Origin of the sequence: Halanaerobium praevalens DSM 2228, assembly GCF_000165465.1 — a bacterium.
Taxonomy (GTDB): Bacteria; Bacillota; Halanaerobiia; order Halanaerobiales; family Halanaerobiaceae; genus Halanaerobium; species Halanaerobium praevalens.
Genome location: NC_017455.1, coordinates 2,013,920 through 2,040,714, shown reverse-complemented (window position 1 = coordinate 2,040,714; position 26,795 = coordinate 2,013,920). Strand labels below are relative to the sequence as shown.

The following is a 26,795-nucleotide window of genomic DNA, read 5'->3' as shown; positions in this document are numbered from 1 at the left end:
TTATAGAAGATATATCAGGTCATGATGTAATTATTCGGCACAGTAAAATAGCTTCAAAAATTTATAGTAAATTAAAAAAATTTTATTCATTGTTTTTTCATGATCCAAATGATGTATATAATCGAGTTTTCAATACACCAGTTATTACTGTAGATGAAAATAGTAATAAAAACATTGCCTTATTAAGAGATGAAACAGAAAAAGAACTGGGTGTTGAAATTAAAAATAGAGATAAAATTTTTGAACAAATAAGGAGCAGGTTAAATAAATAATTTCTAATGCTTTATCTTTAAGAAATGCAGCTATGCAACTAAAGGGACAGGGTGTTGAATTGATTATTAATACTAAAACAATCAACCACTATAAGGTGGTTTTTTTTATATAAAACATATATATGTTTTAATTATAGTAGAATTGAAACAAAAATTAATACAATTATAATTTTGAAGTTTAAAAAATAAAGATGGTAGATTAAATATTGATAAATTGATGTGCATTTACCATTTGCTGAACCAATAATTGGGAAAACAATTTCAGAATAATCTGTTTTGTAATCATCACTAATATGATATAATAAATATATAAGAAGTTTACAAAGATGGAGGGACTAAATTGGATATTATTAAAAACCCACATGATTCTCTTTTTAAGAGAACTCTCGGTGATAAGGAAGTGGCAGTAGATTTTCTGCAAAATTACCTGCCTGATAATATTTTAAAAGAAATCGATCTAACAGATATTAAGGTAGCCAAAGATAGTTTTATAGATAAGGAATTAGAAGAAAGCTTTTCTGATATCTTATATAATGTTAGTATAGATGGCAGAGATGGGTTTATTTATGTTTTATTTGAACACAAAAGTTATTATGACAAAATGACACCGATTCAGATGCTCGGTTATATTGCAGATATCTGGAAGCTTTATCATAAGCAGAACAAAAATAGGAAGTTGCCGCCTATTCTTCCAATGCTTATTTACCATGGAGATAGAAAATGGGATTGTGGAGACAGATTATCAGAATTAATTGAAGCTATCCCAGCAGCTATATCAAATTATATACCTGACCATAAGTATTTAATTTATGATTTTTCTAGTTATTCTGATGCAGAAATCAAAGGCCAGATTAAATTAAAATTATTTTTAAAGCTAATCTCACATATTTTTGATGATAATTTTGATAATGGACTGCGAGAAATTCTGCCTTTATTAATTGAGCTGAGAAAAAAGACAACCGGACTTGAGTATATTGAAACTGTTGTTAAGTATATTTTAAATATTGGAGAAGAGATCTCTTTAAGTGAATTGGACCAAAAGTCAAAAAAAATTTCAGCTGAAGGGAGTGCTGTAATCATGACTATAGCAGAAAAAATTTATCATGATGGAAAAGAAGAAGGTAAAATAGAAGGAAGAGAAGAAGGTAAAGAAGAAGGTAAAGAAGAAGGTAAAATCGAGAATATGCATGAAATGATTGAATTTGCTTTGGAATTGAAATTTGGTTTGACAAGTAAACCTTTTGCGAAAGATGTTAAAAAAATAGAGGACTATGAAAAATTAAAAGAAATCAAAATTGCAATTAAAAATTATGATTCATTAGATAAATTAATAAAGAGTATTGATATTTAAATTTTAAGTAATTTTATTCTTTCTTGATTTCTATAGAAAAATATATTTTATCTAAAACAGCCAAGAAAAATCCATCTAAAGCTGTGATTTAGGTGGAGAGCTTTATTTGTTAAAATATAAATATAATAAAAATAATTATAATCTTTGGAGGCATAAAATATGGTGAAAAACTGCTATCTCTGTGGTTCACTAACTAAAAACAAATCTGGTCTCTGTGATGAATGTAAAGAAGAGAATCAGCATAAATTACGTAAAATCAAAGATTTTCTCTGGGAACATCCTAATTCTACAGTTAAAAAAATTCATAATAAAACTGGAGTTGAAGAAGAATTAATCAGAAAATATATTCGAGAAGATAAATTTATAATTTCTAATATTTTAGAAATTGATGATTAAAAATTAAGTTAATGAAGCTCTTTAGGACATCTGTCCTTTATTTTTTTGGCTAAATAATCTATAATTAAGGTGCGAAAATTGAATTTTAAAAAAATTATAAAAGATAATGAAAAAATTGAGAATATTTTCGGAAATATGTCCAGTCTATCTATAAAAGGGGCAATTATTTTGGTGAGCTAGAAATTTTTAATCAGCATCAGTGAATAATCAGGGATTTAAAAGCACTAAAACAGGAAGAGCAGTTAAGCCGTGATCAATAAAAAAACGGTTTAAATATATTAAAAAACAAAGGAGAAGGTGTTATTTAAAATGAAAAAATTTTTATTTTTAACATTAGCTTTATTTTTTATTTGTAGTTCTGCAGTGATTTTAGAAACAGAGGCTGTACAGGCAGAATCAGAGCTTAAAGTTGCACTGGTAGTTTCTGGTGGTTTAGGTGATCGTTCATTTTATGATTCAGCTGCTGAGGGTGTAGAATGGGCAGAAGAAGATTTTGGGATTGACTCTCGCGTTTTAGAATGTAGAAATGATCCCTCTCTATTTAGAGATCGCCTGATTCAGGGTTCAATGTATGGTGATGTAGTAATTGTAGTTGGATTTGAATTTTACGACGTAGTTCAAACTGTGGCACCAGAGTTTCCAGAGGTAGAATATATTTATGTTGATAACACGATAGAAGATCAAGCTAATATTACATCTATAGTATATAAAGAAAATGAAGGTTCATTTTTAGCAGGTGCTTTAGCTGCTATGATGACTACTAAAACTGAAGTTCCAAATATTACAGCAGAAAAAATAATTGGAATGGTAGGTGGGATGGATATTCCTGTGATTAGAAACTTTCAAGTTGGTTATCAGGAAGGTGCCAAATATGTTGATTCGGAAACTAAAGTAGAAACAGTTTTTGCTGGTGATTTTGAAGATCCAGCCCAGGGTAAAGAATCAGCCTTGACTCTCTTTTCTCAAGGAGCAGATATTGTTTTTGCAGCAGCTGGTAAAACAGGAGAAGGCGTTTTCCAGGCAGCAGGAGAAAAAGATAATTATGTAATTGGTGTTGATGCAGATCAGCGTTATATTAATCCTGAGGTGATCATTGCAAGTGTAGTTAAGGCAGTTAATGTCTCAGTTTATGAGTCAATTGAGAGAATTATTGCAGATGAACTTAATTCAGGCAGTCTTTATACTTATGGTTTAGAAGAAGAGGGAGTTTATATCGGTTATGGAACTGAAGAAATGAACCAGATAGTTCCAGCTGAAATCAAAGAAAAAGTCCAGGTTATCAAAGAACAGATTATTAGTGGTGAAATTGAAGTACCTACAGCTTATTAAGAAATGAATTAGATTTTAGCTTTTAAAAACTAAAGTAGATTAATTAAGGGAGGAGTGAAAGTTGCTTCTCCCTTATTTTTATCAAAAGTGATTGAGGTGAAAGTAATGGCAGCAGAATTAATTCGTTTTGAAAAGATTAGAAAGGAGTTTCCAGGAGTTATAGCAAATAATGATATTGATTTAACTATTAATAAAGGAGAAATCCACGCTATAGTTGGAGAAAATGGGGCTGGCAAAACAACTTTGCTTAAAATATTATACGGCCTGCATCAGCCGACTTCAGGCAGAATTTATATTGAAGGAAAAGAAGAAAAAATTGCTAACCCAGCTCAGGCAATAAAAAGGGGAATTGGTATGGTCCATCAGCATTTTATGTTGATTCCTTCTTTTACAATTGCTGAAAATATAGTTTTAGGTTATGAACCCCGTCGGAAAAGTATTTTTACTGATTTAAAAAAAGCAGAGACAGTAACCAAAAAGCTGGCGGCAGAATATGGCTTAGAGGTTGACCCACTACAGAAAGTAGTAGATGTTTCAGTTGGAATTCAACAGCGAATTGAAATTTTAAAAGTCCTATATCATGGAGCAGATATTTTAATCTTAGATGAGCCGACAGCAGTTTTAACTCCTCAGGAAACTGAAGAATTATTTGAAGTAATTAAAAATTTAGTTAAAGAAAAAAATAAAACAGTTATTTTTATTACTCATAAGCTAAATGAGGTTATGAATATTTCAGATCGCGTAACAGTAATGAGAGCTGGTAAAAAGTTAAAAACAATGCCTACTCAAAGTGCTACTAAAGCTCAGATTGCAGAATTAATGGTTGGGCGTGAAGTCTTACTTGCAGAATTAGAGCGAGCTTCAAATAAAGGGCCAGCCAGACTTGAGGTCCAAAAGCTAAAAGCGCGTGACAATCGAAACTTAGAGGCTGTTAAAGATATTTCTTTTCAGGTTCACAGTGGAGAAATCTTAGGAATTGCTGGAGTAGAAGGTAATGGTCAATCCGAACTAGTAGAGGTAATTGCTGGTTTACGAGAAATTGATTCAGGTAAAATAATAATTAATGGTAGAGATCTTTCGGCAGCCCAAAGTGGGGAAATTCGCGATTCAGGTGTAGTTCATATTCCCGAAGATAGGTTAAAAAACGGAATGAGTAAAGAAGCTAGTATTGCTGAAAACCTTTTAATGGGAAAACAGTATCAAAAAGATTTTGCTGTTAAAAAAATTCAGCTTAAACAGCAGGCAGTCAAACAAGAAGCTGAAAATCTGATTGAGCAGTTTGATATCAGAACTCCGGGAGCAGAAGTGAGTGCAGGTAGTCTTTCTGGTGGGAATATGCAGAAAATGGTTATTGCCCGCGAATTTTCTTTTAATAGTCCAATTTTATTGATTTCTCAACCAACAAGGGGAGTGGATATTGGAGCTATAGAATTTATCCATCAGCAAATAATGAAAAAGAGAAATGACGGCTGTGCAGTACTTTTAGTTTCAGCAGAATTAGATGAAATCATGCGGCTTTCTGATCGGATTTTAACAATTTATGAAGGTCAAATAACAGGTGAATTTGAAAATGACAAAGATTTATCTAAAAAAGAAATAGGCCTTTATATGACTGAGAACAGGGGTGAAGCCAATTGATTAAAAAAGATAAATATAAATTAGAATATTTAAGCTCTTTATTTATTTCTATTGCAGCAGCCCTTTTAATTGGTGCTATTATTATGTGGCTTTATGGTAAAGATCCACTACTTGGTTATCAAGCGATGTTTGCGGGTGCCTTTAATTCTCAGTATCGTTTTGCTACGACTTTAGCCAAAATGGTACCTTTAGTTTTAACAGGTTTAGCTACAGCTGTTTCTTTTCGAGCTGGGATTTACAATATTGGAGGAGAAGGACAGCTTTATTTAGGTGCTTTTGCCGCAGCTTATGTAGGAATTACATTTACTAGTTTGCCTGGTTACCTTGGGATATTGCTGGCAGTTTTAGCGGCAGCAGCAGTTGGAGCTGCTTACGCCTATATTCCAGCGGTACTGAAAGTCTATTACAAGATTGATGAAGTTATTACCACAATTATGCTAAACAGTGTCGCTATCTTTTTTACTGGTTATTTGGTTAATTATCCCTTTGCCACAAGTCAAGGCAAAATGGGTGGAACAGATATGATTGGAGAAGGTTATCAGCTGAGCCGCTTAGTTAGACTTTCTGATTTAAATAGCAGTATCTTTATGGTAGCTTTAATGGGGATTACAATCTATTATCTTTTAGAAAAAACAACTTTAGGTTATGATTTTAAAATGGTAGGTCAAAATAAAGAATTTGCTGATTATGGAGGAGTTAACTCTAAAAAGCGAATGATTACAGCAATGCTAATTTCCGGTGGATTAGCTGGAATAGCAGGTTCTTTTGAGGTTTTAGGGACTCATTTTAGATTTTTACAGGGGATTTCTCCCGGTTATTATTTTGATGGACTTTTAATTGCTTTAATTGTTAAAAATAATCCATTGGGAATCATTTTTATGTCATTTTTCTTTGCTGCCTTAAAAACAGGTTCCATGTCAATGGAAATGGCAACTGAAATCCCTTCAGAATTGGTTTTAATTATTCAGTCAGTAATTATCTTCTTTATTGCAGGTGAGGCTGGAATGAAAAAAATTATTAAAGGATTTTTAAAGAAAGAGGAGGAAGTTTAAATGGAAGAAATTTTAGCAAGGATTTTTAACTTATCAGTAATTCAGAATACTATTCGAACCTCAACTCCTCTAATTTTAGCAGCTTTGGGTGGATTATTAACTATGCAGGCAGATATTTTAAATATCGGAATGGATGGTATGATTTTAATTGGAGCCTTTTTTGCTGTTTTAGGTAGTTATCTTTTTGCTAGTTCATTGATGGGAGTAGCTTTTGCTGTTTTATCAGGGATAGTAATTGGCTTATTTTTTAGTTTTATGGTAGTTAAATTAAAAGCAGATGAATTTATTGTGGGAATTGCAATTAATATTTTTGCTGGTGGTTTAACTGTTTTTCTGTTAAGAACTATTTTTGGGGTAAAAGGTGCTTTTTCTTCTGATAAAATTGTTGCTATTCCTAGAATTAATATTCCTTTTTTAGAAAATATTAATTTCTTAAATCTAATTTTTAATAATCATTCAGTAACAGTTTATTTGAGCTGGATTTTAGTTATTTTGGTTACAATTTTTCTTTATAAAACTCCCTATGGCATGTGGTTAAGGGCAGCAGGTGAATATCCAGAAGCCCTAGATACAGTTGGTGTTAGTTCACAGTTAATGAAGCATTTTAGTTCTGTGATGTGTGGGATTTTTACTGGTTTAGCAGGAGCGCATTTATCCTTAGGTTATCTAACTCTATTTTCAGAAGGAATGAGTGCTGATCGTGGTTTTATTGCTTTGGCAGCAATAATTTTTGGGCGTTCACATCCAGTTAAGACCTTTGCAGCAGCTCTTTTATTTGGTTTTTTTGATGCAGTAGGTATGAGGCTGCAGGGAGTAGGGGTTCCTTCTCAATTTAGTAAGGCCATTCCTTATCTTTTTACAGTAATTGCTTTATTTATAATTGCTAAAAGACAGCTTGCTAAAAAAGATGAAAAAGCTTTAAAAACTGTTAATTAAAAAGTAAAAAAAGAGGTGCAATAATGAAGCAGAAACTTAATTATGATTTATTAGTAATTGGGGCTGGAGCAGCTGGTTTTTATGCAGCCCGTGAAGCTGCTAGAGCTGGTCTTAAAACAGCTATTGTCGAAAAAAATGAATTAGGGGGAACTGCTTTTTATTGGGGTAGTTTACCAGTCAAAATGATTGCTGATAAAATCAAAGCTTATCAAAAAACAAAAAAGATGTTACCGGAGTTTAAGTTAGATTTAAAAAAAACTGATTTTTTGCTGCAGGCTGCTGATTTTAAAAAAATTGAAGCTAAAATTAAAAAAGATTTAAGTCAAGCAGGAGCTGATCTTTTTTATGGTGAGGGCCATTTTAATTCCGCCCATGAATTTGAATTAAAAGAAAAATTGATAAAAGCAGAACGGGTTATTTTGGCTAGCGGCAGTCAAGTTAAAACAAATGCTGGTTTAGAGTTAGAACAAGAGCCGATTATTTCTCATAAAGAAGCAGTCAGTTTTAAAAAATTACCAGAAAGTATGTTAATTATAGGTATGAATATTGAAGGAGCAGAATTTGCCTCTATTTTTAGTTTTTTAGGAGTTAAAGTCTATATTTTAGATCAAAAAGATAGTCTGCTGCCTGGAATTGATCAAGATCTAACTAAAGTTTTAAAACAGGAACTTGAAAAAAATGGAGTTGAAATTATGACTTCAACTACTTTAAAAAAAGCAGAAATAACTGAGCTTAAAAATCAAAAAGTAGTTAAAGTAGAAGTAGAATCTAATTTAAATTCTAAGCAAACTAAAACTACTAGAGCTGTTCAAGTAGAGACTGCTCAAGGGGCGAGTTCTACTGGAACTAAGACTTTAATAGTAGATAAAATCTTATTTACAGCTGGTAGAGAAGCAAATTTCCCTGCTGGAATTGAAAAAATGCAGCTTGCTTTTAATAAACAAGGTCTGCAGGTTAATTCGAAATTACAGACAACTAACCCAGCAGTTTATGCTTTGGGAGATCTTAATGGTAATTTTGGAATTGCCAGTACAGCAATAAATGATGCCTTAATAGCAGTTAATGAGCTTAAACAGCTAGATATTTTCAAAAATAAGTTAAAAGCTCATTATAAAAAGCCAGTTACTCATTTAAAAACAGCAGCAGCTCAAACTATTCCTTTAAATATTTTTACTCTGCCTGAAATTGGTGGTTTTGGTTTATCAGAAACTCAGTTAAAGGCTAAAAATATTGCATATCGAGTTCAAAAGTACTATTTTAAAGATTGCTGGCGCAGCTTAATTAGTCAAAAAAAGGGTTTTGTTAAAATTATGCTGGCAGCAGAGTCTGAAAAAATTCTGGGAGTTTATTTTGTTGGAGACCAGCTTTCAGAGATTGTTTCTAGCCTAAGCTTAACTGCTGATTTGGAGTTAAAAGATTTGCTTGAAAATATCTATATTCAGCCAACAAGAACTGAAATCTTAAGAGAAGCTGCTCTGATGGAGCCCAAATTAGGATCTAGTTTTTAATAGAATGAACTCTGGCTTGAAATTGCTTGAGCAAGATTAATTTAAATAAATATAAATTAAGAATTTAGGAGTGATCAAATGAAAGAAGCACATTTGCTCTGTCAAGCAGAGGAAATTGCCGAAAATGTATTATTGCCTGGAGATCCAGAGCGGGTTTTGAGAGTTGCTTCAGAGTTGAGTCAGGTCAAAGAAATTGCTTTTAATCGAGAATTTAGAACAATAACTGGTAATTACAAAGGAATGCCGCTTACAGTTACTTCAACTGGAATTGGTGGTTGTTCAATGGGAATTGCAGTTGAAGAACTTGCTAATTGTGGTGCTAAAAATTTAATTAGAATTGGCAGTTGTGGAGCTTTACAACCTGAACTTAAATTGGGAGAGTTAATAATTGTGACAGCAGCTGTTAGAGAAGATGGTTTAAGTAAGACCTATGTTAAAACTGAATACCCAGCAGTAAGTGATTTTGAATTGAGTAATTGTCTTAAAACTAAAGCTGAAGATTTAGGCTTTGATTTTAGTCTCGGTATCTGCCGCAGCCATGAGTCATTTTATATCGATCATAACCAGGAAGTTATTGATTACTGGAAGCAGAAAAATGTTCTGGCCTCAGATATGGAAACTGCTGCTCTTTTTACTCTAGCTAATTTACGCAAACTGCGAGCAGCTTCAATTTTAAATGTAGTAGTTAATGATAGTCAGGACTCGTCTGCTGGAATTAATAGCTATGTTGAAGAAGATGAAGTTATTATGGCAGGAGAAAGCAGAGAAATAAAATTAGCTTTAGAAGCACTTTTAGCCTGGCAGCAGTAGAAACATTGCTGAATATGATAAAGCAATTATTAAAATGTTTTCTGATAATCAATATTTTAGCAAATTCAAATTCAATTGTATAAACCTGTAAATAAGCTTTAATTTAACTTATGGTGATTTTAATCACTTAGATAAGAGCTAAAGCTATTTAAGAAATGAGTAGTTTTAAACGATAATATATTTGATACTTATAATTGGCAGAAAAGAGGTGAAAATAATCAGAAGCGCTTTTTTGAAAATATTTATTATACTAATCTTACTAACATTAATCACACCATTAACTCAAGCTCAAGAAATAACAGTTAGCGCTGAAGCAGAAATAATTGCAGGGGTAGAATTAGCTCGCAAAGAAGCTTTGCAAAAAGCAATGGTTAAATCTGTAAGGCAAGCAGCAGGTAATTTTATTAGAAAATCAATTTTAGTTGAAAATTCTAAATTAATTAGTAGTCGTATTTATTCTCAAGCTGAAGGCTATATTAGTAATTATCAGATTTTAAGTCAATCAGCTGCAGCTGGTGTTTACAAATTGGAAATTAAGGCAGAGGTTACGTCTAAACTCTTTTCAGATTTAGAAGAACTAAAGTTAATTATTGAAAATCAGACGAATAATCCCAGGCTACTTTTGTTTGTAGAAGATGTTCAGACAACGGCTTTAGCTGGATCTAATTCAAATGAATTTCAGCTTTATGTTAGAGAGATTGAAGATTCTTTGACTGAACAAGCAGGGATCAATAAAATTTCAGATCAAATCCAAAGAAATTTAAGTCTTAATTTAAAAGGTCTTGGTTTTAGATTAGCTAAACAAAGTAGTGAACTAGATTTTTTGCAGGTAGTTGGTGGTTTACAGGGATGGGAACAGAATTCTTCACAGTTGGTTGATAGTTTTCAATTTCCTTTTGAATTATTAATTATTGGCCAAAGTGAACTTAAACAACTAGGAGAAAAAGATTTTGGTTTTGGTCTTTTAAAAATTGCTGGAGTTAAAAGTTCTTTTTTAGTTTATAGTGCTCAAACTGGAGAAGAACTTAAAAAAATTACTTTTACTGAAAAAGCCTATGCTAGATCAACTCAAAAAGCTTTAGACTTAGCTATTGAAAAAGCAGGTAGAGCTGGAGCTGAAAATTTAGCTCAGGCATTATTACCTTTAGTTGACTTAAATAGTGGTCAAAAAAACTTGAAGCTAAAAGTAAATAATTTAGCAGCATACGAAGATTTAACTAAACTGGAAAAAGTAATTAAGAAGCTGAGTGGAGTTCAGAATTTTAAATTATATAGTTTTGCAGATGATTCTGCTTCTTATTTATTAAAAGTCTTACAAACTACAGCGGTTTTAGCAGAAAGATTTGCAAATGAAAAAGAATTTCCTCTGCAGGTTAAAAAGCTGGGCCCTGATTATTTAGAACTTCAAGCCAATTAATTAAAAGTTTAGTTATTAAATTAGGAGATGATAATAATGAAAAAACTATTAACAGCAGTATTAATTACAACATTTTTAGTTCTTACACTGGCAACTGCAGTTAGTGCAGACGAAGATTTAGTATCAAATGTAATGGTTAAATATTTTAAGGGCTCAGTTGAGACAGTAGGGATGGCAGTAGCACCTGATAATATGTCAAATGCGGCTCAGGCTAAGGTTTTAGCTAGAGAAGGGGCAATTGTTGACGCTCGCGCAAAAATGTTGGAATATATCAAAGGAGTACATATTACTAAAGATGTAACAGTAGTAAATGCGATGGCAAATTCTAAAATTAATCAAAGTTTAGAAGGTTTTATTAATGGAACTTATGTTGTTAGAGGAAGTGAAAACTGGGAAGAAGGAATTTATCAAGTAACTATGCGTAAAGATATTGATGAATTTAACCGAGTTTTTTACGAAAAACAGAGTACAGAGTTTGCCACTAAACCAGCTGCTAAAGAAACAGAATATACAGGTCTGGTAATTGATGCCCGCAATGTTGATTTAAAACCACAGGTAATGTTTAGAATTGAAGCCGAAAATGGAACTGTTGTTTATGATAATACTAAGGCTTTATTTGAACCAGCTGTAGATAAAGGCTTAGTTGGTTTTGCTCCTTCAGTAGAAAGAGCTTCTGAATTACCTAGAGTTGGAGATAATCCTTTAATTGTAGAAGCGATTAATGTTAGTGGTGAAGCTGGTACAGTTGTAGTTGTTAGTAATGGAGATGCAGCAGTAATTAATAGAGAATTAGAAAGTACTAAAGTATTTAGACAAGCTAATGTTGTTGCTGTAATTGATGAGTAAATTTTTGAAAATCAATAGATTATTAAATAAATATTTAGTTTTAACTCTGCTGATTCTGGTTTTAGCAGCTGGGCCAGCAGCAGCCGATAATTTAAATGATGCTCTAGATAAAATAGTTTCTGATTTAACAACAGAACTTTTTATGCAGCTTCCAGCTGATCAAGACTATAAGCTAGCAGTTGCTGATTTTTTAAATCAAAATAATCAAAAAACAAAATTGAGTAACTTTATTAGTGAAGATTTAATTATTAAGTTAACCAATACTGGTGGTTCAAAAATTAAGGTTTTAGAACGCCAGCGTTTAAATTCTATTTTAGAAGAACAAGATAGAATGACTTCTGGAGTTTTAAAACAAGAAACCTCTGAAAAAATTGGTGAACTCTTAGGTGCAGACAGTATAATTATTGGTAGATATTATAGTATTAAAAAAGAAATACATTTAATGGCCAAATTAGTTTCTATAGAAAGTGGCTATATTTACTCTGCAACTAAGTTAGTAATTGATAAAGATGAGCTTATTCACTCACTTTTAGGTGAAAATTATATTCAGCGAACTATGCAGTAAAATTAAAATTATTCAAAACAAAATAAAAGCTATAAAAAAAGCAATTCCCTGCTGATAAAAGGATAATAAAGTTCTTTTATTAAGCAGGGAATTTTTAATTAAAACAGTTAATAGAAGTTCTACCAGCGAGACTGCAACTTCTTATCTCAGAGCTTAGATTAACTCGTTGATAACCCGTTTTACAACCTTAAAGTAGGGTCTTTAATATTTTTTTAAATTAAGGGTGCAATTTTTCAGAAAATACTATATAATGTAATCCAAAAGAGAGCTTCCCTTTTTATTTTCGCTTAAAATTTGATGAAAGAGGGAAGCTTTTTCTAACTGCAAATAATTTTCTAATTGGGTTAATGGGTTATTTTAAACTAGTTAAAGGAGTTAAACACCCCATTAAATCTCATAACTTTTTTTACAAAAGTTTTTAGTCGATAATTCGACAAATTTTAGGCTCTAAATTTAAGTCAAAACAGTTATTTTTTTAGTCAAACTAATAATTCTAACAAAAAAAGACTTTTTTAGCTCAAACTTTGATTTTGGCATAGGATATGCAATATATTTTAGATGCAAAGTTAAAGTTTAATTTTTTATTTGCAATAGTTTGATTAATTTAAAAAATCAAAAAGGTGGGTTAGCTAATGCAAAAAACTAAAACAAAAGAAGTACAAAAAACAGAAAACAAACAGGAAACTGAACAAAAAACTCTAGTAATTGGGGTTATTGGCTCTGATGTTCATGCAGTTGGCAATCGAATTCTGGAAGAAGCTTTTACTCAAGCTGGATTTAATGTAGTTAATATAGGAGTTTTAGCTGCTCAAGAAGAGTTTATTAATGCTGCTGTAGAAACAGATGCTGATGTTATTTTAGTTTCTTCATTATATGGACATGGAGAAATGGATTGTAAGGGCTTTAAGGCTAAATGTGTTGAAGCTGGTTTAGATGATGTACTACTTTATGTTGGTGGTAATCTTGTTGTTGGAAAACAAGATTGGGAACCAGTTAAGAAAAAGTTTCTTGAGATGGGTTTTGATAGAGTTTATCCTCCAGGAACAATGCCTGAAGTATCAATAGCAGATTTGAAAAAAGATTTAGGTCTAGATGATTAAATTTTGTTTTTTAAGATTCAAGCAATTTTTTGAAATTAGATTGGGGTGGCGAAATGAAAAAGATATTATTACTTGATATTGGCAGCACTTATACAAAAGGAGTTGTTTTTGATCTTGATCAAGCCCGATTACTAGCTGCTGCAAAAGCAATTACTACTGTCTGGAATGATGTAAATATAGGTATTAAAAAAGTATTTACTAAATTAGAAGCTCAGGGAGAAGATCTGGCTAGTATAGATCAAAAATTAGCTTGCAGCAGTGCGGCTGGTGGACTAAAAATGATTGTAATTGGCTTAGTGCCTAGTCTAACAGCAGAAGCGGCTAAAAGAGCAGCCCTGGGAGCAGGAGCCAAAGTGATCGGGACTTATTCCTATCAATTAAATAAAGCTGAAATTGCTGAAATAGAAACTAAAAACCCTGATTTAATCCTTTTATCTGGTGGTACTGATGGGGGAAATAAAGAAATAATACTAAATAATGCCAAAAAGCTGGCCCCCACAAATTTAGATCAGACCCCAATTGTGGTAGCAGGTAATAAGGCTGCAGCAGATGAAGTAGAACAAATATTGACTAAAGCTGGTAAAGAAGTTCATTTAACTGAAAATGTAATGGCCAAATTAGAAAAATTAAATATTGAACCTGTGCGGCAAACTATTCGCAAAGTTTTTTTAGATAAGATTATATATGCTAAAGGTTTATCAAAAGCTAAAAAACATATAGATGATTTAATTATGCCCACTCCTTCAGCAGTAATGAAAGCAGCAGAATTAATTGCTACTGGAACTGAAAATCAGGCTGGATTTGGAGATTTAATGGTAGTTGATATTGGTGGAGCAACAACTGATATTCATTCTGCTGCTGATGGTTATCCAACTAAAGCTAAAGTTAGTTTAAGAGGTTTAGAAGAACCTTATCTTAAAAGAACTGTTGAAGGAGATTTAGGGATGAGATATAGTGCTCCGAGTTTAGCTGATTCGGTGACTAAAAAGGAATTATTAAGTTATCTTGAGGGCCAAAAATCAGAAGAATTATTTGAATATATAAAAAAAATAAATTCAAATATTGAATACATACCGCAAACTGAAAAAGAAAAAAGATTTGAAATTGCAATTGCTAGTGCTGCAGCTAAAAATGCTGTAGCTAGACATGTTGGTAGGATTAAAGCAGTTTATGGTCCATTTGGTGAAAACTATGCTCAATATGGTAAAGACTTAACTGAGCTTGATTTAATAATAGGGACAGGCGGAGTTTTGATTAATAATGATTCTGCTTCCGAAATCTTAAGAGCTAGTTTTTATACTGAATCAAATCCAACTGTTTTAGCACCTAAAGCACCAAAAATGATGCTCGATCAAAAATATCTATTATCAGCAATTGGTTTGTTGGCAGGAGTTGATTCAGAGCTTGCCTTTGAGATTGCTAGAAAATATTTATCCCCTATAGGAGGTAGAAAAGATGAAAATAGAAAACAAAAAATGGAGTTTAGAAAAGTTTAATCAAATTAGAGAAGAAGTTTTAAAACAATGGCCTACTGGTCAAGATGTGGACTTAGAAGAGGCTATTGAATATCAAAAAAATATAGAGCCTAAAAAAAGAGTTACTGCCAAATTAAAAGAAGCTAAAGAAAGTGGAATTACTCTTATTCAGCCACGAGCGGGAGTTGCTTTAATCGATAAACATATAGAATTACTTAGATTTTTGCAAGATGAAGGTAAAGCAGATATTTTACCAACAACAATAGATAGTTATACAAGACAAAATAATTACGAAGATGCAGAAGCTGGAATTAAAGAAAGTAGAGAAGAAAAAAGATCAATGTTAAATGGTTTTCCAGCTGTGAATCATGGAGTTCAAGGTTGTAGAGAAGTTGTAGAAGCTTTAGCTTCACCTTTACAAGTTAGACATGGAACCCCAGATGCTCGCTTATTAGCCGAAATAACACTAGCAGGTGGTTTTACTGATTTTGAAGGTGGAGGAATTTCTTATAATATTCCGTATGCAAAAGAAGTTTCTATTGAAAGAACAATTTATGATTGGCAGTATGTTGATCGTTTAGTTGGTCTTTATGAAGAAAATGGGATCTCTATTAACAGAGAACCTTTTGGACCTTTAACTGGTACTTTAGTTCCCCCATCTGTTTCTCATACTGTAGCTTTAGTGGAAGGACTCTTGGCTGCAGAACAGGGAGTTAAAAATTTAACTTTAGGTTATGGTCAATGTGGAAACTTAGTCCAAGATGTTGCAGCTTTAGAATCTTTGAGAGAATTAGCAGCAGAATATTTTGCTGATTTTAAAGATATAATGTTAACTACTGTTTTCCATCAGTGGATGGGAGGTTTTCCCCAAGATGAAGCCCAAGCTTTTGCAGTTATTTCCTGGGGAGCTTCAACTGCAGCTTTAGGAAATGCAACTAAAGTTATTACTAAAACAACACATGAGGCTTTGGGAATCCCTACAAAAGAAGCAAATGCTGAAGGACTTAAAGCAAGTAAACAGGTTATTAATATGTTAAGAGACCAAAGTTTAGCCTCAAATGATAAATTAGAAAAAGAAAAAGAAATGATTAAAAAAGAAACAAAGCAAATAATGGATCATGTTTTAGAATTAGGTAAGGGAGATTTAGCTCAAGGTGTAGTTAAAGCCTTTAAAGCAGGTGTAATTGATATTCCTTTTGCTCCTAGTCGTTTTAATGCAGGCAAAATTTTACCTGCTCGTGATAATGAAGGGGCTGTTCGTTATTTAGACCATGGTAATCTTCCTTTTACAGAAGAAATAGTTAAATTCCACCAGAAAAAATTAGAGGATAGAGGTAAAGATGAAGGTAGAGAAGCTAGTTTCCAGATGGTAATTGATGATATTTATGCTGTAGGTCAAGGAGAACTTGTTGGGCGTCCTAAAAAGAATAAAAAGGAGGAAAACTCTTGCAAATAAAAAAAGTATTAGCATCCAAAGGATATACAGGCTTTTATTTTGATGATCAGGCTGCAGTTAAGGGAGAGGCTAAAGGTGATGGAGCAACTTATATTGGTAAGGCCCAAACTCCTGGTTTTTCTAAGGTAAGACAGGCTGGAGAGTCAATTTCGATTATGATTATTTTAGAAAATGATCAAATTGCTTATGGTGATTGTGCAGCTGTTCAGTATTCAGGAGCAGGAGGTAGAGATCCCTTATTTTTAGCAGATGATTTTCTACCAGTAATTAAAGCAGAAATTGCACCACGTCTTGAAGGTCGTGAAGTTGATAATTTTAAAGAATTAGCAGCAGAATTTGATAGCTTAAAAATTAATGGTAAAAGAATGCATACAGCCTTAAGATATGGAATTACTCAGGCTTTATTAAGTGCTGTTGCTCAAGCAAAAAATAAGACAATGGCAGAAATAGTTGCTGAAGAATATAATTTAGAACTAGATCCTAAACCTGTACCAGTTTTTTCTCAAACTGGTGATAGCAGACATTTAAATGCTGATAAAATGATTATTAAACAGGCTGAAGTTATACCACACGGTTTGATTAATCATGTAGAAGAGAAATTAGGTAAAAATGGTGAAAAATTAAAAGAATATGTTAATTGGTTAAAAAACAGAATCAAAAAAATAGCTGTTGATCAAGAGTATCACCCTGCTTTTCACCTTGATGTTTATGGAACAATAGGTGTTGCTTTTGATAATGATCCAGTTAAAATGGCTGATTATTTAGCTGAATTAGCAGCAGAAGCTGAGCCATATGATTTAAGAATAGAAGGTCCAATGGATTCAGGTAGTAGAGAAGCCCAGATTAAAGATATGAAAGCTCTAAAAGATGAATTAGCTCGCCGAGATATAAAAGTTGAATTAGTTGCTGATGAGTGGTGTAATACTTTAGAAGATATTAAATTATTTGTAGACCATGAGGCAGCAGATGTGGTTCAGATCAAGACTCCTGACTTAGGTGGTATAAACAACACTATTGAAGCTGTAATGTACTGTAAGGAAAATAATGTTGGTGCTTATCAGGGAGGAACTTGTAATGAAACAGATCGTTCTTCTAGAATCTGTGTTAACTTAGCTTTAGCTACTCAACCTGATCAAGTACTTGCTAAACCAGGAATGGGTGTAGATGAAGCAATTATGATTGTTAAAAATGAAATGAATCGCATTTTAGAAATATTAAAATACAAAGATGAAGCTAATAAATAATAATTAATTGGAGTGATATTCTTGAAAAAGGAATTAAGAATTTTATCGCCGACAGCAATTTTAGGCTACGGTTTTCCTAAAGAGTCTTTTGAAAAAGGTTTAGAGATGGAGCCTGATTTAATAGCAGTTGATGCAGGTTCTACTGACCCAGGACCTTATTATCTGGGAGCAGGTGTTTCTTTTACTGATAGAACAGCTGTTAAAAGAGATTTAAGATTAATGATTAAGGCAGGTCAAGCAAGAAATATACCTGTTATTGTAGGAACAATGGGAGGGTCTGGTGGTCAACCTCATTTAGATTGGGGAATTGAAATTGTCAAAGAAATAGTTGCTGAAGAAGACTTAAGTTTTAAATTAGCTACAATTTCTTCAGAATTAGATAAAAAAGAAATTAGAAAGAGATATGAAAAAGATCAGGTTGAAGCTCTTTTTCCAGCTCCAGCAATAACTGAAGAAGATATTGAAGATTCGACCAGAATAGTTGGTCAAATGGGAGTTGAGCCTTTTATTAAAGCTTTAGAGCTTGAGGCAGATGTTATTATTGCTGGTCGAGCTTATGATCCAACTGTTTTTGCTGGTTTTTGTGTTAAACATGGTTTCCCTAAAGGTTTAGCTTTACATATGGGTAAAATTATGGAGTGTGCTGCTATTGCTGCTAATCCAGGCAGTGGTAGTGATAGTATGTTTGGGATTTTAACTAAAGATCATTTTATTTTAGAACCTCTTAATCCTAAAAGACGCTGTACAACTACTTCTGTTGCAGCTCATACTTTATATGAAAAAGCAAATCCATTTAAATTACATGGTCCAGGTGGGGTTATTGATTTAACTAACTCTAAATTTGAGCAATTAGATGAAAGAAGAGTTAAGGTTAGTGGTAGTAAATTTGTTGAAGATCAAGCTTATACAGTTAAGTTAGAAGGAGCCAAAAAAGTAGGTTATAGAACAGTTTCTATAGCAGGAACTAGAGATCCAATTATGATTAAGCAATTAGATCATATTAAAAAAGTTGTGCGGGATACTGTGCGAGATAATTTTGATCAATTAGATCAGGATGATTACCAACTTATTTTTAGAATCTATGGTGAAAATGCTGTAATGGGTAAGTTAGAGCCAGAAACAGAAATTAATTCACATGAAGTTGGAATTATAATTGAGGTAGTAGCTAAAACTCAAGATTTAGCAAATACTATTTGTAGTTTTGCTCGTTCAACTATGCTTCATTATGGTTATCCAGGTCGAGTTGCTACTGCAGGTAATTTGGCTTTTCCTTATTCTCCTTCTGATCTTAAAGCTGGGGAAGTTTATGAATTTAATCTCCATCATTTAATAACTGTTCAAGATCCAACTAGTCTTTTTCCAATTAAAATTGAAGAACTTTAAATTATAAAATAAAGAAGGTGATGATCATTTCTCAAGCTAAGCTTAGAAAAATTACAGAATTAGTTGATGTAATTAGAAGTAAAAATGCTGGCCCTTTTGAATTAACATTTGACTTTATTTTTAAGAATTTCGAAATTTATCAAAAAGTCAAAAAATCAGCAGCCATCAATAAGGAATTAATTGCTAAATTATATGATATTCCTGTTGAAAATGTGATTAATGTGATAAACTATGATCCTGCCAAGGCAATTAAAGTTACTATTATTAGACCTTTTGCTTCTGGTGATGTTGGTGAAACAGATGTTTATGGAGCCCAACAGCATGCTCCTTTATTAAATATAGAAATACCTTTATAAGTTAAATTTGAAATGGGCTATTTGCTTGTTTGAACTAAAAAGATTAGATAAAAGAGCCAAATAGCCCGATTTCATTTGATATTATTTGCTTTGTTAAGAGGTGTAAGAGTTGAAAAAAGAATTAGTTGTTTTAACAATTAGTAAAGTTACCAGTAATTTATTTAGAAGACAGTTAAATGATATTTTTGCAGATAAAATAATGATTAAATATTTAACAACTGAAGAGTTGAAATCTCAAAAAATTAAGTCAGATATGGTTTTGACTACAAAGTCATTGATTAAAGAAAAAAATATAGATGATTATATTTTTGCTCAAAGTGACGTTTTAATTGCCAGAAGATCACTTAATATTTCTTATTTAGAAGATTTAATTAAAATTAATGATCAGAGCCGTGTTTTATTGATTAATGATACTAAATTAGGGGCTTATGAGGCCAAATCTCTTTTAGAAGAAGTAGGGATTAATCATTTAGAATTAATACCATATTATCCTGGTAAAAAAGCACCAGCTAATGTCAAAATTGCTATTAATTTAGGAGAAGAACATTTAATTCCTGATTATATTGAGCGCGTTGTTAATATTGGCAGTCGAGTTTTAGATATTACTACTATTATAGAAATCGCTGTTAAAATGGGGATTATGGATACTAATTTTGATTTTTTATCTTCACATTATATTAGAGAATTAGTGACAATGGGTAAAAGATTAAACCATCGGATTAAAGATCAGGAAAGAACAAATAAAAAATTAGATACAGTTATGAACCATGTCCATGATGGAATTATTTATATTAATCAAGATCAAGAAATAGAAATTTTTAATCAAAAAGCAGAAGAAATCTTTTCAATGAAAACTGAAGCAGTGATTGGTAAAAAAGTTGCTCCAACTATCCCTAACACAAAATTAGATCAAATCTTAACTAATAAAATTGTACATAAAAATGCTTTACAAGATGTTGGCAATAATAAAATAGTCAGTACTAGGGTTCCAGTTGAAATGGATGGGAAGATTATTGGGGCTTTAGCAACTTTTAAAGATGTTACAGATATTAAAAAATTAGAAGCTGATTTGAGACTGAAACTGAAGAAAAAAGGCCATATTGCTAAGTATAATTTTCAAAATATTATTGGTCAAAGTAAAGAAATAAAAAAGGTAATAAAAAAGGCGAAAAAAATTGCTAAAAGCGAATCGACTATTTTAATTCAGGGTGAAAGTGGTACTGGTAAAGAACTTTTTGCCCAATCAATCCATAATTATTCAGATCGTTTTCAAAATCCTTTTGTGGCTATTAATTGTGCAGCTTTTCCTGATAATCTGTTAGAAAGTGAGCTCTTTGGATATGAAGGGGGAGCTTTTACTGGAGCTAAAAAGGGTGGTAAACCCGGAGTCTTTGAGCAGGCACATACAGGTACGATATTTTTGGATGAAATAGGAGATATTTCTGCTAATATTCAGGCCAGGCTGCTGCGAGTTTTGCAGGAAAAAGAAATAATGAGAATTGGTGGCACTAAAATGATACCAATTGATATTAGAGTTGTGGCTGCTACAAATAAAGATCTATATCAGTTAATCCAGACTGGAGAATTTAGGGAGGATCTTTATTATAGATTAAATGTTCTTTCTTTATTTATTCCACCTCTGCGGAAGCGGAGAGAAGATATTTTATTATTAATTGAATATTTTTTTAATAAATTTGATGCCAAAGATATGGAATTATCAAAGCCATTAATTAGTAAATTATATAATTATAATTGGCAGGGAAATGTACGCGAATTAGAAAATTGTATTGAATATTTAGTTCAAATTTATACAGGAGAAATTGGGATTCAAGATCTGCCACCTCATTTTTTAAGGAAAAATCAAAAAGAAACTAATATTCAAGAAAATGAGTTAGCGAAGTTAGACTTAGGTGAAGAAAAAGAATACTTATTTATTTTAAATGAATTATATTTGGCCAGACAGTTAGACCACAGAACAGGTAGAAGAGAAATAGCCGAAAATGCCAAAGTAAATGATCTTTATTTATCACCCCAAATGGTGAGAAGTAGATTAAATAAATTAGAGGCTCAAAATATGGTTGAAATTGGAGTTGGTAGGCAGGGAACAACTATAACTGCAAAGGGAATTAAAGTTTTAAAAACAGTTTCTGATTAAAAATAATGGGTTTAATGGGTTAAGTTAAGAGCCTATTTAACTTTTATTAACCAAATTATTGATCTTTTTTTGGAGTCTATTATTCTAAAAATAAGTTTTAAAAAAATTAATAAATGATTAAACACTAATATTTAGGATAATAATTCTAAATATTTTTATTTTTTAGATTTATGGAATGAGATCTGCATAATATATAAGTGAATTATTATTAGGAGGGAAAAAAATGGGAATAAAAGCTGCAGAAATTACAAATAAAGTAGCTGAAATGTGTATGGAAGCTAATTATAATTTAGGTGATGATATTGTTCAAAGTTATAAAGAAGCTTTAGCTAAAGAAGAATCTGAGGTCGCAAAAAATATTTTAGAACAGTTAATTGAAAATGCTAAAATTGCTAAAAAAGAACGAGTACCTATTTGTCAGGATACAGGAATGACTGTTGTTTTCGTAGAATTAGGTCAAGATGCTGTAATTGAAGGTGGAGAGCTTTACTCAGCTATTAACCAAGGAGTTGCTAAAGGTTATAAAGAAGGTTATTTAAGAAAGTCAGTTGTAAGTGACCCATTAGATAGAGAAAATACTAAAGATAATACACCAGCTGTTATTCATGCAGAAATTGTGGCTGGGGATGGCTTAAAAATAACTGTGGCTCCAAAAGGATTTGGTAGTGAAAATATGAGTCAGATTAAAATGTTAAAACCAACTGCTGGAGTTGAAGGAGTTAAAGAATTTGTCTTAAAAACAGTTGCTGAAGCAGGTCCAAATCCTTGTCCTCCAATTATTGTAGGAGTGGGAATTGGTGGTACTTTTGAAAAAGCTGCTTTAATTGCTAAAAAATCTTTATTAAGAAAAGTAGGAGCTAGAAATCCTGATCCGAAAACAGCTGCTTTGGAAAAACAATTATTAAAAGAAGTAAATCAATTAGATGTTGGTCCCCAAGGTTTAGGTGGTTTAACTACAGCTTTAGATGTTAAAATAGAAAAATATCCAACTCATATTGCTGGTTTACCAGTTGCTGTTAATATTAGTTGTCATGTTACAAGACACCAAACAAGAATTTTAGCTTAAGGAGCTGATAAAATGAGTAAGGTAAAAATACAAACTCCCTTAACTTTAGAAAAAGTTAAGGAATTAAAAGCAGGAGATAGTGTTTTAATTAGTGGTACAATTTATACTGCAAGAGATGCTGCTCATGCTAGAATGTTAGCTAGTTTAGAAAAAGGAGAAGAATTACCTTTTGCTTTGAAAAATCAGATAATTTACTATGTAGGACCTGCTCCTGCTAAACCTGGTCAGGCAATAGGTTCGGCTGGACCAACAACAAGTTATAGAATGGATCCTTTTGCTCCAGCTTTTATTAAAGAAGGTTTAAAGGGAATGATTGGTAAAGGTTTAAGAAACCAAGAAGTTATTGATACTATGCAGGCAGAAGGAGCAGTTTATTTTGCAGCTACTGGTGGAGCAGCAGCTTTAATTGCCCAGAGAATAAAAAAAGCTGAAATTATTGCCTATGAAGATTTAGGGGCAGAAGCTGTGAGAAAATTAGAAGTAGAAGATTTTCCAGCAACAGTTGTAATTGATGCAGAAGCTAATAATTTATATCAAAAGGGGGATAGCTGATTATCTTAAAAAAACTTAAATAGGAGTGGTGGTATTTATGGAAATAAATTTAGACATGATTCAAACAATTACTTTGGCAGTTGTGATTTATTATTTTGGGAACTGGGTCAGATCTAAAGTTGATTTTCTGGATAGGTTTTGTATACCGGCTCCAGTTATTGGGGGTATTTTATTTGCTTTCTTAAATTTAATTATGAGAGAAAGTGGAGTTTTATTTTTAAATTTTGATACTAGTTTACAAAGTCCAGCAATGATTGTCTTCTTTACTACTGTAGGCTTAGGTGCTAGTTTAGAGTTAGTAAAAAAAGGAGGGATTCAGGTAGCTTTATTTTGGCTTGTGGCAACTTTTATAGCTCTTGGTCAAAATGCTATTTCGATAGTGCTTTCTAAAATACTGCATATTAATCCTTTAATGGCTCTACTTTCTGGTTCTATTTCGATGATTGGTGGTCATGGAACTGGAGCAGCTTTTGGGCAGCTATTTGAACAGCAGTATGGAATTGAGGGTGCTTTGACAGCAGCAATGGCAGCTGCAACCTTTGGCCTTGTTATTGGTGGTTTAATTGGAGGTCCAATTGGTAAAAAATTAATTGAAAAAAACAATTTAAATCCTCAGCCTGAGCAATATGAGAATAAGCAGAAGGGTGAGCAAGAAGAAAGATTAAATTACCAAAGTATTTTTAAAACTTTTATGGTAATTTTAATTGCTATGAGTTTTGGTTCTGTAGTTGAAAAATTCTTTGATAGTTTAAATTTTACTTTACCTGCTTACATAAGTGCAATGATTATTGCTGCTTTAATACTTAATTTAGGAGAAGCAACTGGTAAATGGGAAATAAATAGCAAAGCTAATAATTTAATTGGTAGTATTGGACTTAATATCTTTTTGTCAATGGCTTTGATGAGCTTGCGTTTATGGGAACTTGCTGATATAGCAGGACCAATGCTTATTATTTTAATAGCTCAAGCGATTTTTATGGCTTTAATGGCTTATTTTGTTGTATTCAAACTAATGAATAAAGATTATGATGGAGCTGTTTTATCTGGTGGTATTTGTGGTTTTGGTATGGGAGCAACCCCGAATGGAGTAGCTAATATGGAAGCTCTAGTTGATAAATTTGGTTCTGCGCCAAGGGCATTTTTTGTTTTACCAATAGTTGGAGCTTTTTTAATTGACTTTACAAATGCTATAATTATTACTACAGTTGCAAATTTAATTGCTTAAATTATTTAGGTAATAAAAATGCTTTTAATTAAATTGTTTTAATTAGTGTCAGGCTTAAAATTAATTAAGATTCCTGACACTATTTTTTTCTGAAAAAATAAGCTAAATTTAGGTGCAGTTAAGTTAAAATTTTAAAATTAGACTGAATTATGATAAAATAAAGGAGGCCAGTATGCTATATAATAGCTTAATTTCTAAAAATAAAGAGCAATTACAGCAAAAAGTAGAAGAAGTGGTTGAAAATAATAGGCATTATGCTAAATTAGGTAATTTGGCAAGCTATATTCCTGTTTTAACTGAGGCAGATCCTACTCAAGTTGGTTTGAGTATCTGGACAATTAAAGGAGAATCGTTTAATGCAGGTGCTTATCAGACTAGATTTACTATCCAGAGTATTTCTAAAATTATTACTTTAATTTTAGCTTTATTAGATAATGGAAGAGATGCTGTTTTTAAAAAGGTAGGGATGGAGCCTTCAGGTAAATCTTATAATGCAATTGAAAGTATTAATTGCTGTAATAAACCTTTTAATCCGATGATTAATGCTGGAGCAATAGCTGTAACTTCGATGATTAAAGGTGATAGCCCTCAAATTAAATTTGCAAGAATAATGAATTTTTTTAAAAAAATTACTAAAAGTGATAACTTAGAATTAGATGAGCGAGTATATTTATCAGAAAAAAGAACTGGAATTCGAAATAGAACTTTAGCTTATTATATGAAGGAAAAAAACATTATTGAAGGGGAGGTGGAAGCAGCACTTGATTTATATTTTAGGCAGTGTTCTATTTTAGTTACAGCAAAAGAATTAGCAAGTTTAGGAGCTATACTGGCCAATGATGGAGTAGATTATGAAACTAAAGAGCAAATTGTTCCAGCAGCTATAGTTAAATTAGTACGTGCTTTGATGGTGACTTGTGGTTTATATAATGAATCAGGCGAATTTGCTGTTAAAGTTGGGCTGCCAGCCAAAAGTGGTGTTGGTGGTGGAATGTTAGCTATTGTTCCAGGTAAATTTGGAATTGGGACTTTTGGTCCTGCTTTAGATGCCAATGGAAATAGTATTACAGGTCTCAAAATTTTAGAAAATTTGGCTCAGGCTTTAGATTTAAGTATTTTATAAGTTAGAAAGTATTTTAGAGTAATTTTAAGAAGATTAATATTATAGAGGAGTGGATAAGATGTTAGCTGTTTTAGAAAATATTATAGGCTGGGGGAACAAAATAGTTTGGTCTTATGCCTTAGTTTATATGCTCTTAGGTTTAGGACTTTATTTTACTTTTAAAACTAAATTTGTTCAGTTTAGATTTATAAAAGAGATGATTACTCTCTTAAGTGAAAAAGCTGTTAGTTCTGTTTCTGGTCAAGAACTGGGGGATCAAGTTTCATCTTTTCAGGCTTTTTGTGTTACTATTGCTTCTCGAGTGGGAACTGGTAACTTGGCAGGAGTAGCAATTGCTATTGCTGTTGGAGGTCCAGGGGCAGTTTTTTGGATGTGGGTAGTTGCTTTAATTGGAGCTGCTTCTGGTTTTATTGAATCTACTCTGGCCCAGGTATATAAGATTAAGGATGAAAACGGAAATTATCGGGGTGGACCTGCCTATTATATGGATCAGGCTTTAAATCAAAAATGGATGGGAATTTTATTTTCAGTTTTATTAACCTTTTCTTTTGGTTTAGTTTTTAATGCAGTTCAAGCTAATACTATTACTTTTGCTTTTGAAGAAGCTTTTGGTTTTAGTCGTTTTGGAGTAGGAATTGTATTATCTGCTTTTGTAGCAATTATAATTTTTGGTGGAGTTAAAAGAATTGCCAGGACAGTTGAAAAAATAGTACCTATTATGGCAATTGGTTATTTAATCATAGCTCTAATTGTAGTTTTCAAGAATTTATCTGCTGTTCCAGAAGTTTTTTCATTAATTTTCAGTAATGCTTTTGGTTTAAATGAAGCTATTGGTGGTGGTTTAGGTGCTACTATTATGATGGGAATTAAAAGAGGTCTTTTCTCAAATGAAGCTGGAATGGGTAGTGCTCCTAATGCAGCTGCTACCGCAGAAGTTACTCACCCAGTTAAACAGGGATTAGTTCAAACTTTAGCAGTTTTTACTGATACGATTTTAATCTGTAGTGCTACTGCTTTTGTAATTATAATTTCTGGAGTTTATACTGAAACTGGTTTAGAAGGGATTCAATTAACTCAATTAGCTTTAACCAAAACTGTTGGTCCTTGGGCAGATATTTTTGTAGCTATAGCTATTTTATTATTTGCTTTTAGTTCCATTTTAGGAAATTATGTTTATGGTGAAACAAATATTAAATTTGGTAATATAAGTAATAATTGGTTGATTGTTTATCGAATTGCTGTTTTAGCTATGGTTTTATTTGGTTCTGTTTCTAAAATTAATTTAGTTTGGAATATGGCAGATTTATCAATGGGTTTAATGGCTTTTGTTAATTTAATTGCAATTACTTTCTTAGCTCCTATAGCTGCTAAAGTACTTAAAGACTATGCAGATCAGAAAAAACTAGGCAAAAATCCTGTTTTTAAAAAGGATACAATTTCTGAAACAGCTGAAGTTGAGTGTTGGGATTAAATTTTTTAATTAAAAATAATATTTGTTACATATAAAAAACGCTAACTTAATTGTTAGCGTTTTTTTGCT

The 26,795-nt window shown here is 32.0% G+C and carries 24 protein-coding genes; all 24 read left to right on the top strand.

Annotated features, from left to right (window positions below; translation table 11 throughout):
* Window positions 1-89 precede the first annotated feature (89 nt).
* The 24 genes from HPRAE_RS09585 (at window position 90) to HPRAE_RS09470 (ending at window position 26,726) form a co-directional block, all read left to right on the top strand.
* Window positions 90-272 carry a hypothetical protein gene (locus HPRAE_RS09585; RefSeq protein ID WP_041607022.1) on the top strand — a complete coding sequence of 61 codons (183 nt, stop codon included), beginning with the start codon at window positions 90-92 and terminating at the stop codon, window positions 270-272.
* 340 nt (window positions 273-612) lie between these two features.
* A complete protein-coding gene (locus HPRAE_RS09580) occupies window positions 613-1,623 on the top strand; it encodes an Rpn family recombination-promoting nuclease/putative transposase (RefSeq protein ID WP_014554006.1) in 1,011 nt (336 codons plus the stop codon).
* A gap of 159 nt (window positions 1,624-1,782) precedes the next feature.
* Window positions 1,783-2,019, top strand: coding sequence for a flagellar protein (locus HPRAE_RS09575; RefSeq protein ID WP_014554005.1), 237 nt, complete (start codon window positions 1,783-1,785; stop codon window positions 2,017-2,019).
* Between the two features lie 309 nt (window positions 2,020-2,328).
* The gene (locus tag HPRAE_RS09570) at window positions 2,329-3,348 is read left to right on the top strand and encodes a BMP family lipoprotein (protein ID WP_014554004.1); all 1,020 of its coding nucleotides are present in this window, start codon (window positions 2,329-2,331) and stop codon (window positions 3,346-3,348) included.
* Window positions 3,349-3,453: 105 nt separating this feature from the next.
* Window positions 3,454-4,986, top strand: coding sequence for an ABC transporter ATP-binding protein (locus tag HPRAE_RS09565; protein WP_014554003.1), 1,533 nt, complete (start codon window positions 3,454-3,456; stop codon window positions 4,984-4,986).
* Window positions 4,983-6,038 carry an ABC transporter permease gene (locus HPRAE_RS09560; protein ID WP_014554002.1) on the top strand — a complete coding sequence of 352 codons (1,056 nt, stop codon included), beginning with the start codon at window positions 4,983-4,985 and terminating at the stop codon, window positions 6,036-6,038. The genes HPRAE_RS09565 and HPRAE_RS09560 overlap by 4 nt, the downstream gene beginning before the upstream one ends.
* Window positions 6,039-6,974 (top strand): ABC transporter permease, encoded by a 936-nt coding sequence (locus tag HPRAE_RS09555; RefSeq protein ID WP_014554001.1) that lies wholly within the window; start codon window positions 6,039-6,041, stop codon window positions 6,972-6,974.
* A gap of 23 nt (window positions 6,975-6,997) precedes the next feature.
* Complete coding sequence (locus tag HPRAE_RS09550; protein ID WP_014554000.1) at window positions 6,998-8,482, top strand: dihydrolipoyl dehydrogenase family protein; 1,485 nt, start codon at window positions 6,998-7,000, stop codon at window positions 8,480-8,482.
* Window positions 8,483-8,560: 78 nt separating this feature from the next.
* On the top strand, window positions 8,561-9,292 hold the full coding sequence (locus HPRAE_RS09545) for a nucleoside phosphorylase (protein ID WP_014553999.1): 732 nt from the start codon (window positions 8,561-8,563) through the stop codon (window positions 9,290-9,292).
* Between the two features lie 232 nt (window positions 9,293-9,524).
* Entirely contained in the window at window positions 9,525-10,709 is a 1,185-nt protein-coding gene (locus tag HPRAE_RS09540; protein ID WP_014553998.1) for a hypothetical protein, read from the top strand.
* Between the two features lie 36 nt (window positions 10,710-10,745).
* Complete coding sequence (locus HPRAE_RS09535) at window positions 10,746-11,555, top strand: hypothetical protein (protein WP_014553997.1); 810 nt, start codon at window positions 10,746-10,748, stop codon at window positions 11,553-11,555.
* 4 nt (window positions 11,556-11,559) lie between these two features.
* Complete coding sequence (locus tag HPRAE_RS09530; RefSeq protein WP_014553996.1) at window positions 11,560-12,120, top strand: FlgO family outer membrane protein; 561 nt, start codon at window positions 11,560-11,562, stop codon at window positions 12,118-12,120.
* 632 nt (window positions 12,121-12,752) lie between these two features.
* On the top strand, window positions 12,753-13,220 hold the full coding sequence (glmS, locus tag HPRAE_RS09525; protein WP_014553995.1) for a methylaspartate mutase subunit S: 468 nt from the start codon (window positions 12,753-12,755) through the stop codon (window positions 13,218-13,220).
* Window positions 13,221-13,273: 53 nt separating this feature from the next.
* Entirely contained in the window at window positions 13,274-14,716 is a 1,443-nt protein-coding gene (gene glmL / locus HPRAE_RS09520; RefSeq protein WP_041607017.1) for a methylaspartate mutase accessory protein GlmL, read from the top strand.
* Window positions 14,676-16,151, top strand: a complete 1,476-nt coding sequence (locus HPRAE_RS09515) for a methylaspartate mutase subunit E (RefSeq protein WP_014553993.1) — start codon at window positions 14,676-14,678, stop codon at window positions 16,149-16,151. The genes glmL and HPRAE_RS09515 overlap by 41 nt, the downstream gene beginning before the upstream one ends.
* Window positions 16,142-17,395, top strand: coding sequence for a methylaspartate ammonia-lyase (locus tag HPRAE_RS09510; RefSeq protein WP_014553992.1), 1,254 nt, complete (start codon window positions 16,142-16,144; stop codon window positions 17,393-17,395). The genes HPRAE_RS09515 and HPRAE_RS09510 overlap by 10 nt, the downstream gene beginning before the upstream one ends.
* A gap of 21 nt (window positions 17,396-17,416) precedes the next feature.
* Window positions 17,417-18,778: an acyclic terpene utilization AtuA family protein gene (locus HPRAE_RS09505; RefSeq protein ID WP_014553991.1), complete on the top strand. Its 1,362-nt coding sequence runs from the start codon at window positions 17,417-17,419 to the stop codon at window positions 18,776-18,778.
* A 20-nt stretch (window positions 18,779-18,798) separates the two neighbouring features.
* Entirely contained in the window at window positions 18,799-19,134 is a 336-nt protein-coding gene (locus HPRAE_RS09500; protein ID WP_014553990.1) for a DUF4387 domain-containing protein, read from the top strand.
* A gap of 109 nt (window positions 19,135-19,243) precedes the next feature.
* Window positions 19,244-21,289: a sigma-54 interaction domain-containing protein gene (locus HPRAE_RS09495; RefSeq protein WP_014553989.1), complete on the top strand. Its 2,046-nt coding sequence runs from the start codon at window positions 19,244-19,246 to the stop codon at window positions 21,287-21,289.
* Between the two features lie 223 nt (window positions 21,290-21,512).
* Window positions 21,513-22,355 carry a fumarate hydratase gene (locus HPRAE_RS09490; RefSeq protein WP_014553988.1) on the top strand — a complete coding sequence of 281 codons (843 nt, stop codon included), beginning with the start codon at window positions 21,513-21,515 and terminating at the stop codon, window positions 22,353-22,355.
* A 12-nt stretch (window positions 22,356-22,367) separates the two neighbouring features.
* Window positions 22,368-22,907 (top strand): Fe-S-containing hydro-lyase, encoded by a 540-nt coding sequence (locus tag HPRAE_RS09485; RefSeq protein ID WP_014553987.1) that lies wholly within the window; start codon window positions 22,368-22,370, stop codon window positions 22,905-22,907.
* A 37-nt stretch (window positions 22,908-22,944) separates the two neighbouring features.
* Window positions 22,945-24,132, top strand: coding sequence for a sodium/glutamate symporter (gene gltS / locus HPRAE_RS09480; RefSeq protein WP_014553986.1), 1,188 nt, complete (start codon window positions 22,945-22,947; stop codon window positions 24,130-24,132).
* A gap of 172 nt (window positions 24,133-24,304) precedes the next feature.
* The gene (glsA, locus tag HPRAE_RS09475) at window positions 24,305-25,255 is read left to right on the top strand and encodes a glutaminase A (protein WP_014553985.1); all 951 of its coding nucleotides are present in this window, start codon (window positions 24,305-24,307) and stop codon (window positions 25,253-25,255) included.
* 58 nt (window positions 25,256-25,313) lie between these two features.
* Window positions 25,314-26,726 (top strand): alanine/glycine:cation symporter family protein, encoded by a 1,413-nt coding sequence (locus tag HPRAE_RS09470; protein ID WP_014553984.1) that lies wholly within the window; start codon window positions 25,314-25,316, stop codon window positions 26,724-26,726.
* Window positions 26,727-26,795: the final 69 nt, after the last annotated feature.

Excerpts from the sequence above, each read along its gene's own strand:
- HPRAE_RS09575 (WP_014554005.1), top strand. The coding sequence starts at position 1,783 with ATGGTGAAAAACTGCTATCTCTGTGGTTCACTAACTAAAAACAAATCT.
- HPRAE_RS09570 (WP_014554004.1), top strand. The coding sequence starts at position 2,329 with ATGAAAAAATTTTTATTTTTAACATTAGCTTTATTTTTTATTTGTAGT.
- HPRAE_RS09565 (WP_014554003.1), top strand. The coding sequence starts at position 3,454 with ATGGCAGCAGAATTAATTCGTTTTGAAAAGATTAGAAAGGAGTTTCCA.
- HPRAE_RS09555 (WP_014554001.1), top strand. The coding sequence starts at position 6,039 with ATGGAAGAAATTTTAGCAAGGATTTTTAACTTATCAGTAATTCAGAAT.
- HPRAE_RS09550 (WP_014554000.1), top strand. The coding sequence starts at position 6,998 with ATGAAGCAGAAACTTAATTATGATTTATTAGTAATTGGGGCTGGAGCA.
- HPRAE_RS09545 (WP_014553999.1), top strand. The coding sequence starts at position 8,561 with ATGAAAGAAGCACATTTGCTCTGTCAAGCAGAGGAAATTGCCGAAAAT.
- HPRAE_RS09535 (WP_014553997.1), top strand. The coding sequence starts at position 10,746 with ATGAAAAAACTATTAACAGCAGTATTAATTACAACATTTTTAGTTCTT.
- glmS (WP_014553995.1), top strand. The coding sequence starts at position 12,753 with ATGCAAAAAACTAAAACAAAAGAAGTACAAAAAACAGAAAACAAACAG.
- glmL (WP_041607017.1), top strand. The coding sequence starts at position 13,274 with ATGAAAAAGATATTATTACTTGATATTGGCAGCACTTATACAAAAGGA.
- HPRAE_RS09515 (WP_014553993.1), top strand. The coding sequence starts at position 14,676 with ATGAAAATAGAAAACAAAAAATGGAGTTTAGAAAAGTTTAATCAAATT.
- HPRAE_RS09500 (WP_014553990.1), top strand. The coding sequence starts at position 18,799 with ATGATCATTTCTCAAGCTAAGCTTAGAAAAATTACAGAATTAGTTGAT.
- HPRAE_RS09490 (WP_014553988.1), top strand. The coding sequence starts at position 21,513 with ATGGGAATAAAAGCTGCAGAAATTACAAATAAAGTAGCTGAAATGTGT.
- HPRAE_RS09485 (WP_014553987.1), top strand. The coding sequence starts at position 22,368 with ATGAGTAAGGTAAAAATACAAACTCCCTTAACTTTAGAAAAAGTTAAG.
- gltS (WP_014553986.1), top strand. The coding sequence starts at position 22,945 with ATGGAAATAAATTTAGACATGATTCAAACAATTACTTTGGCAGTTGTG.
- glsA (WP_014553985.1), top strand. The coding sequence starts at position 24,305 with ATGCTATATAATAGCTTAATTTCTAAAAATAAAGAGCAATTACAGCAA.
- HPRAE_RS09470 (WP_014553984.1), top strand. The coding sequence starts at position 25,314 with ATGTTAGCTGTTTTAGAAAATATTATAGGCTGGGGGAACAAAATAGTT.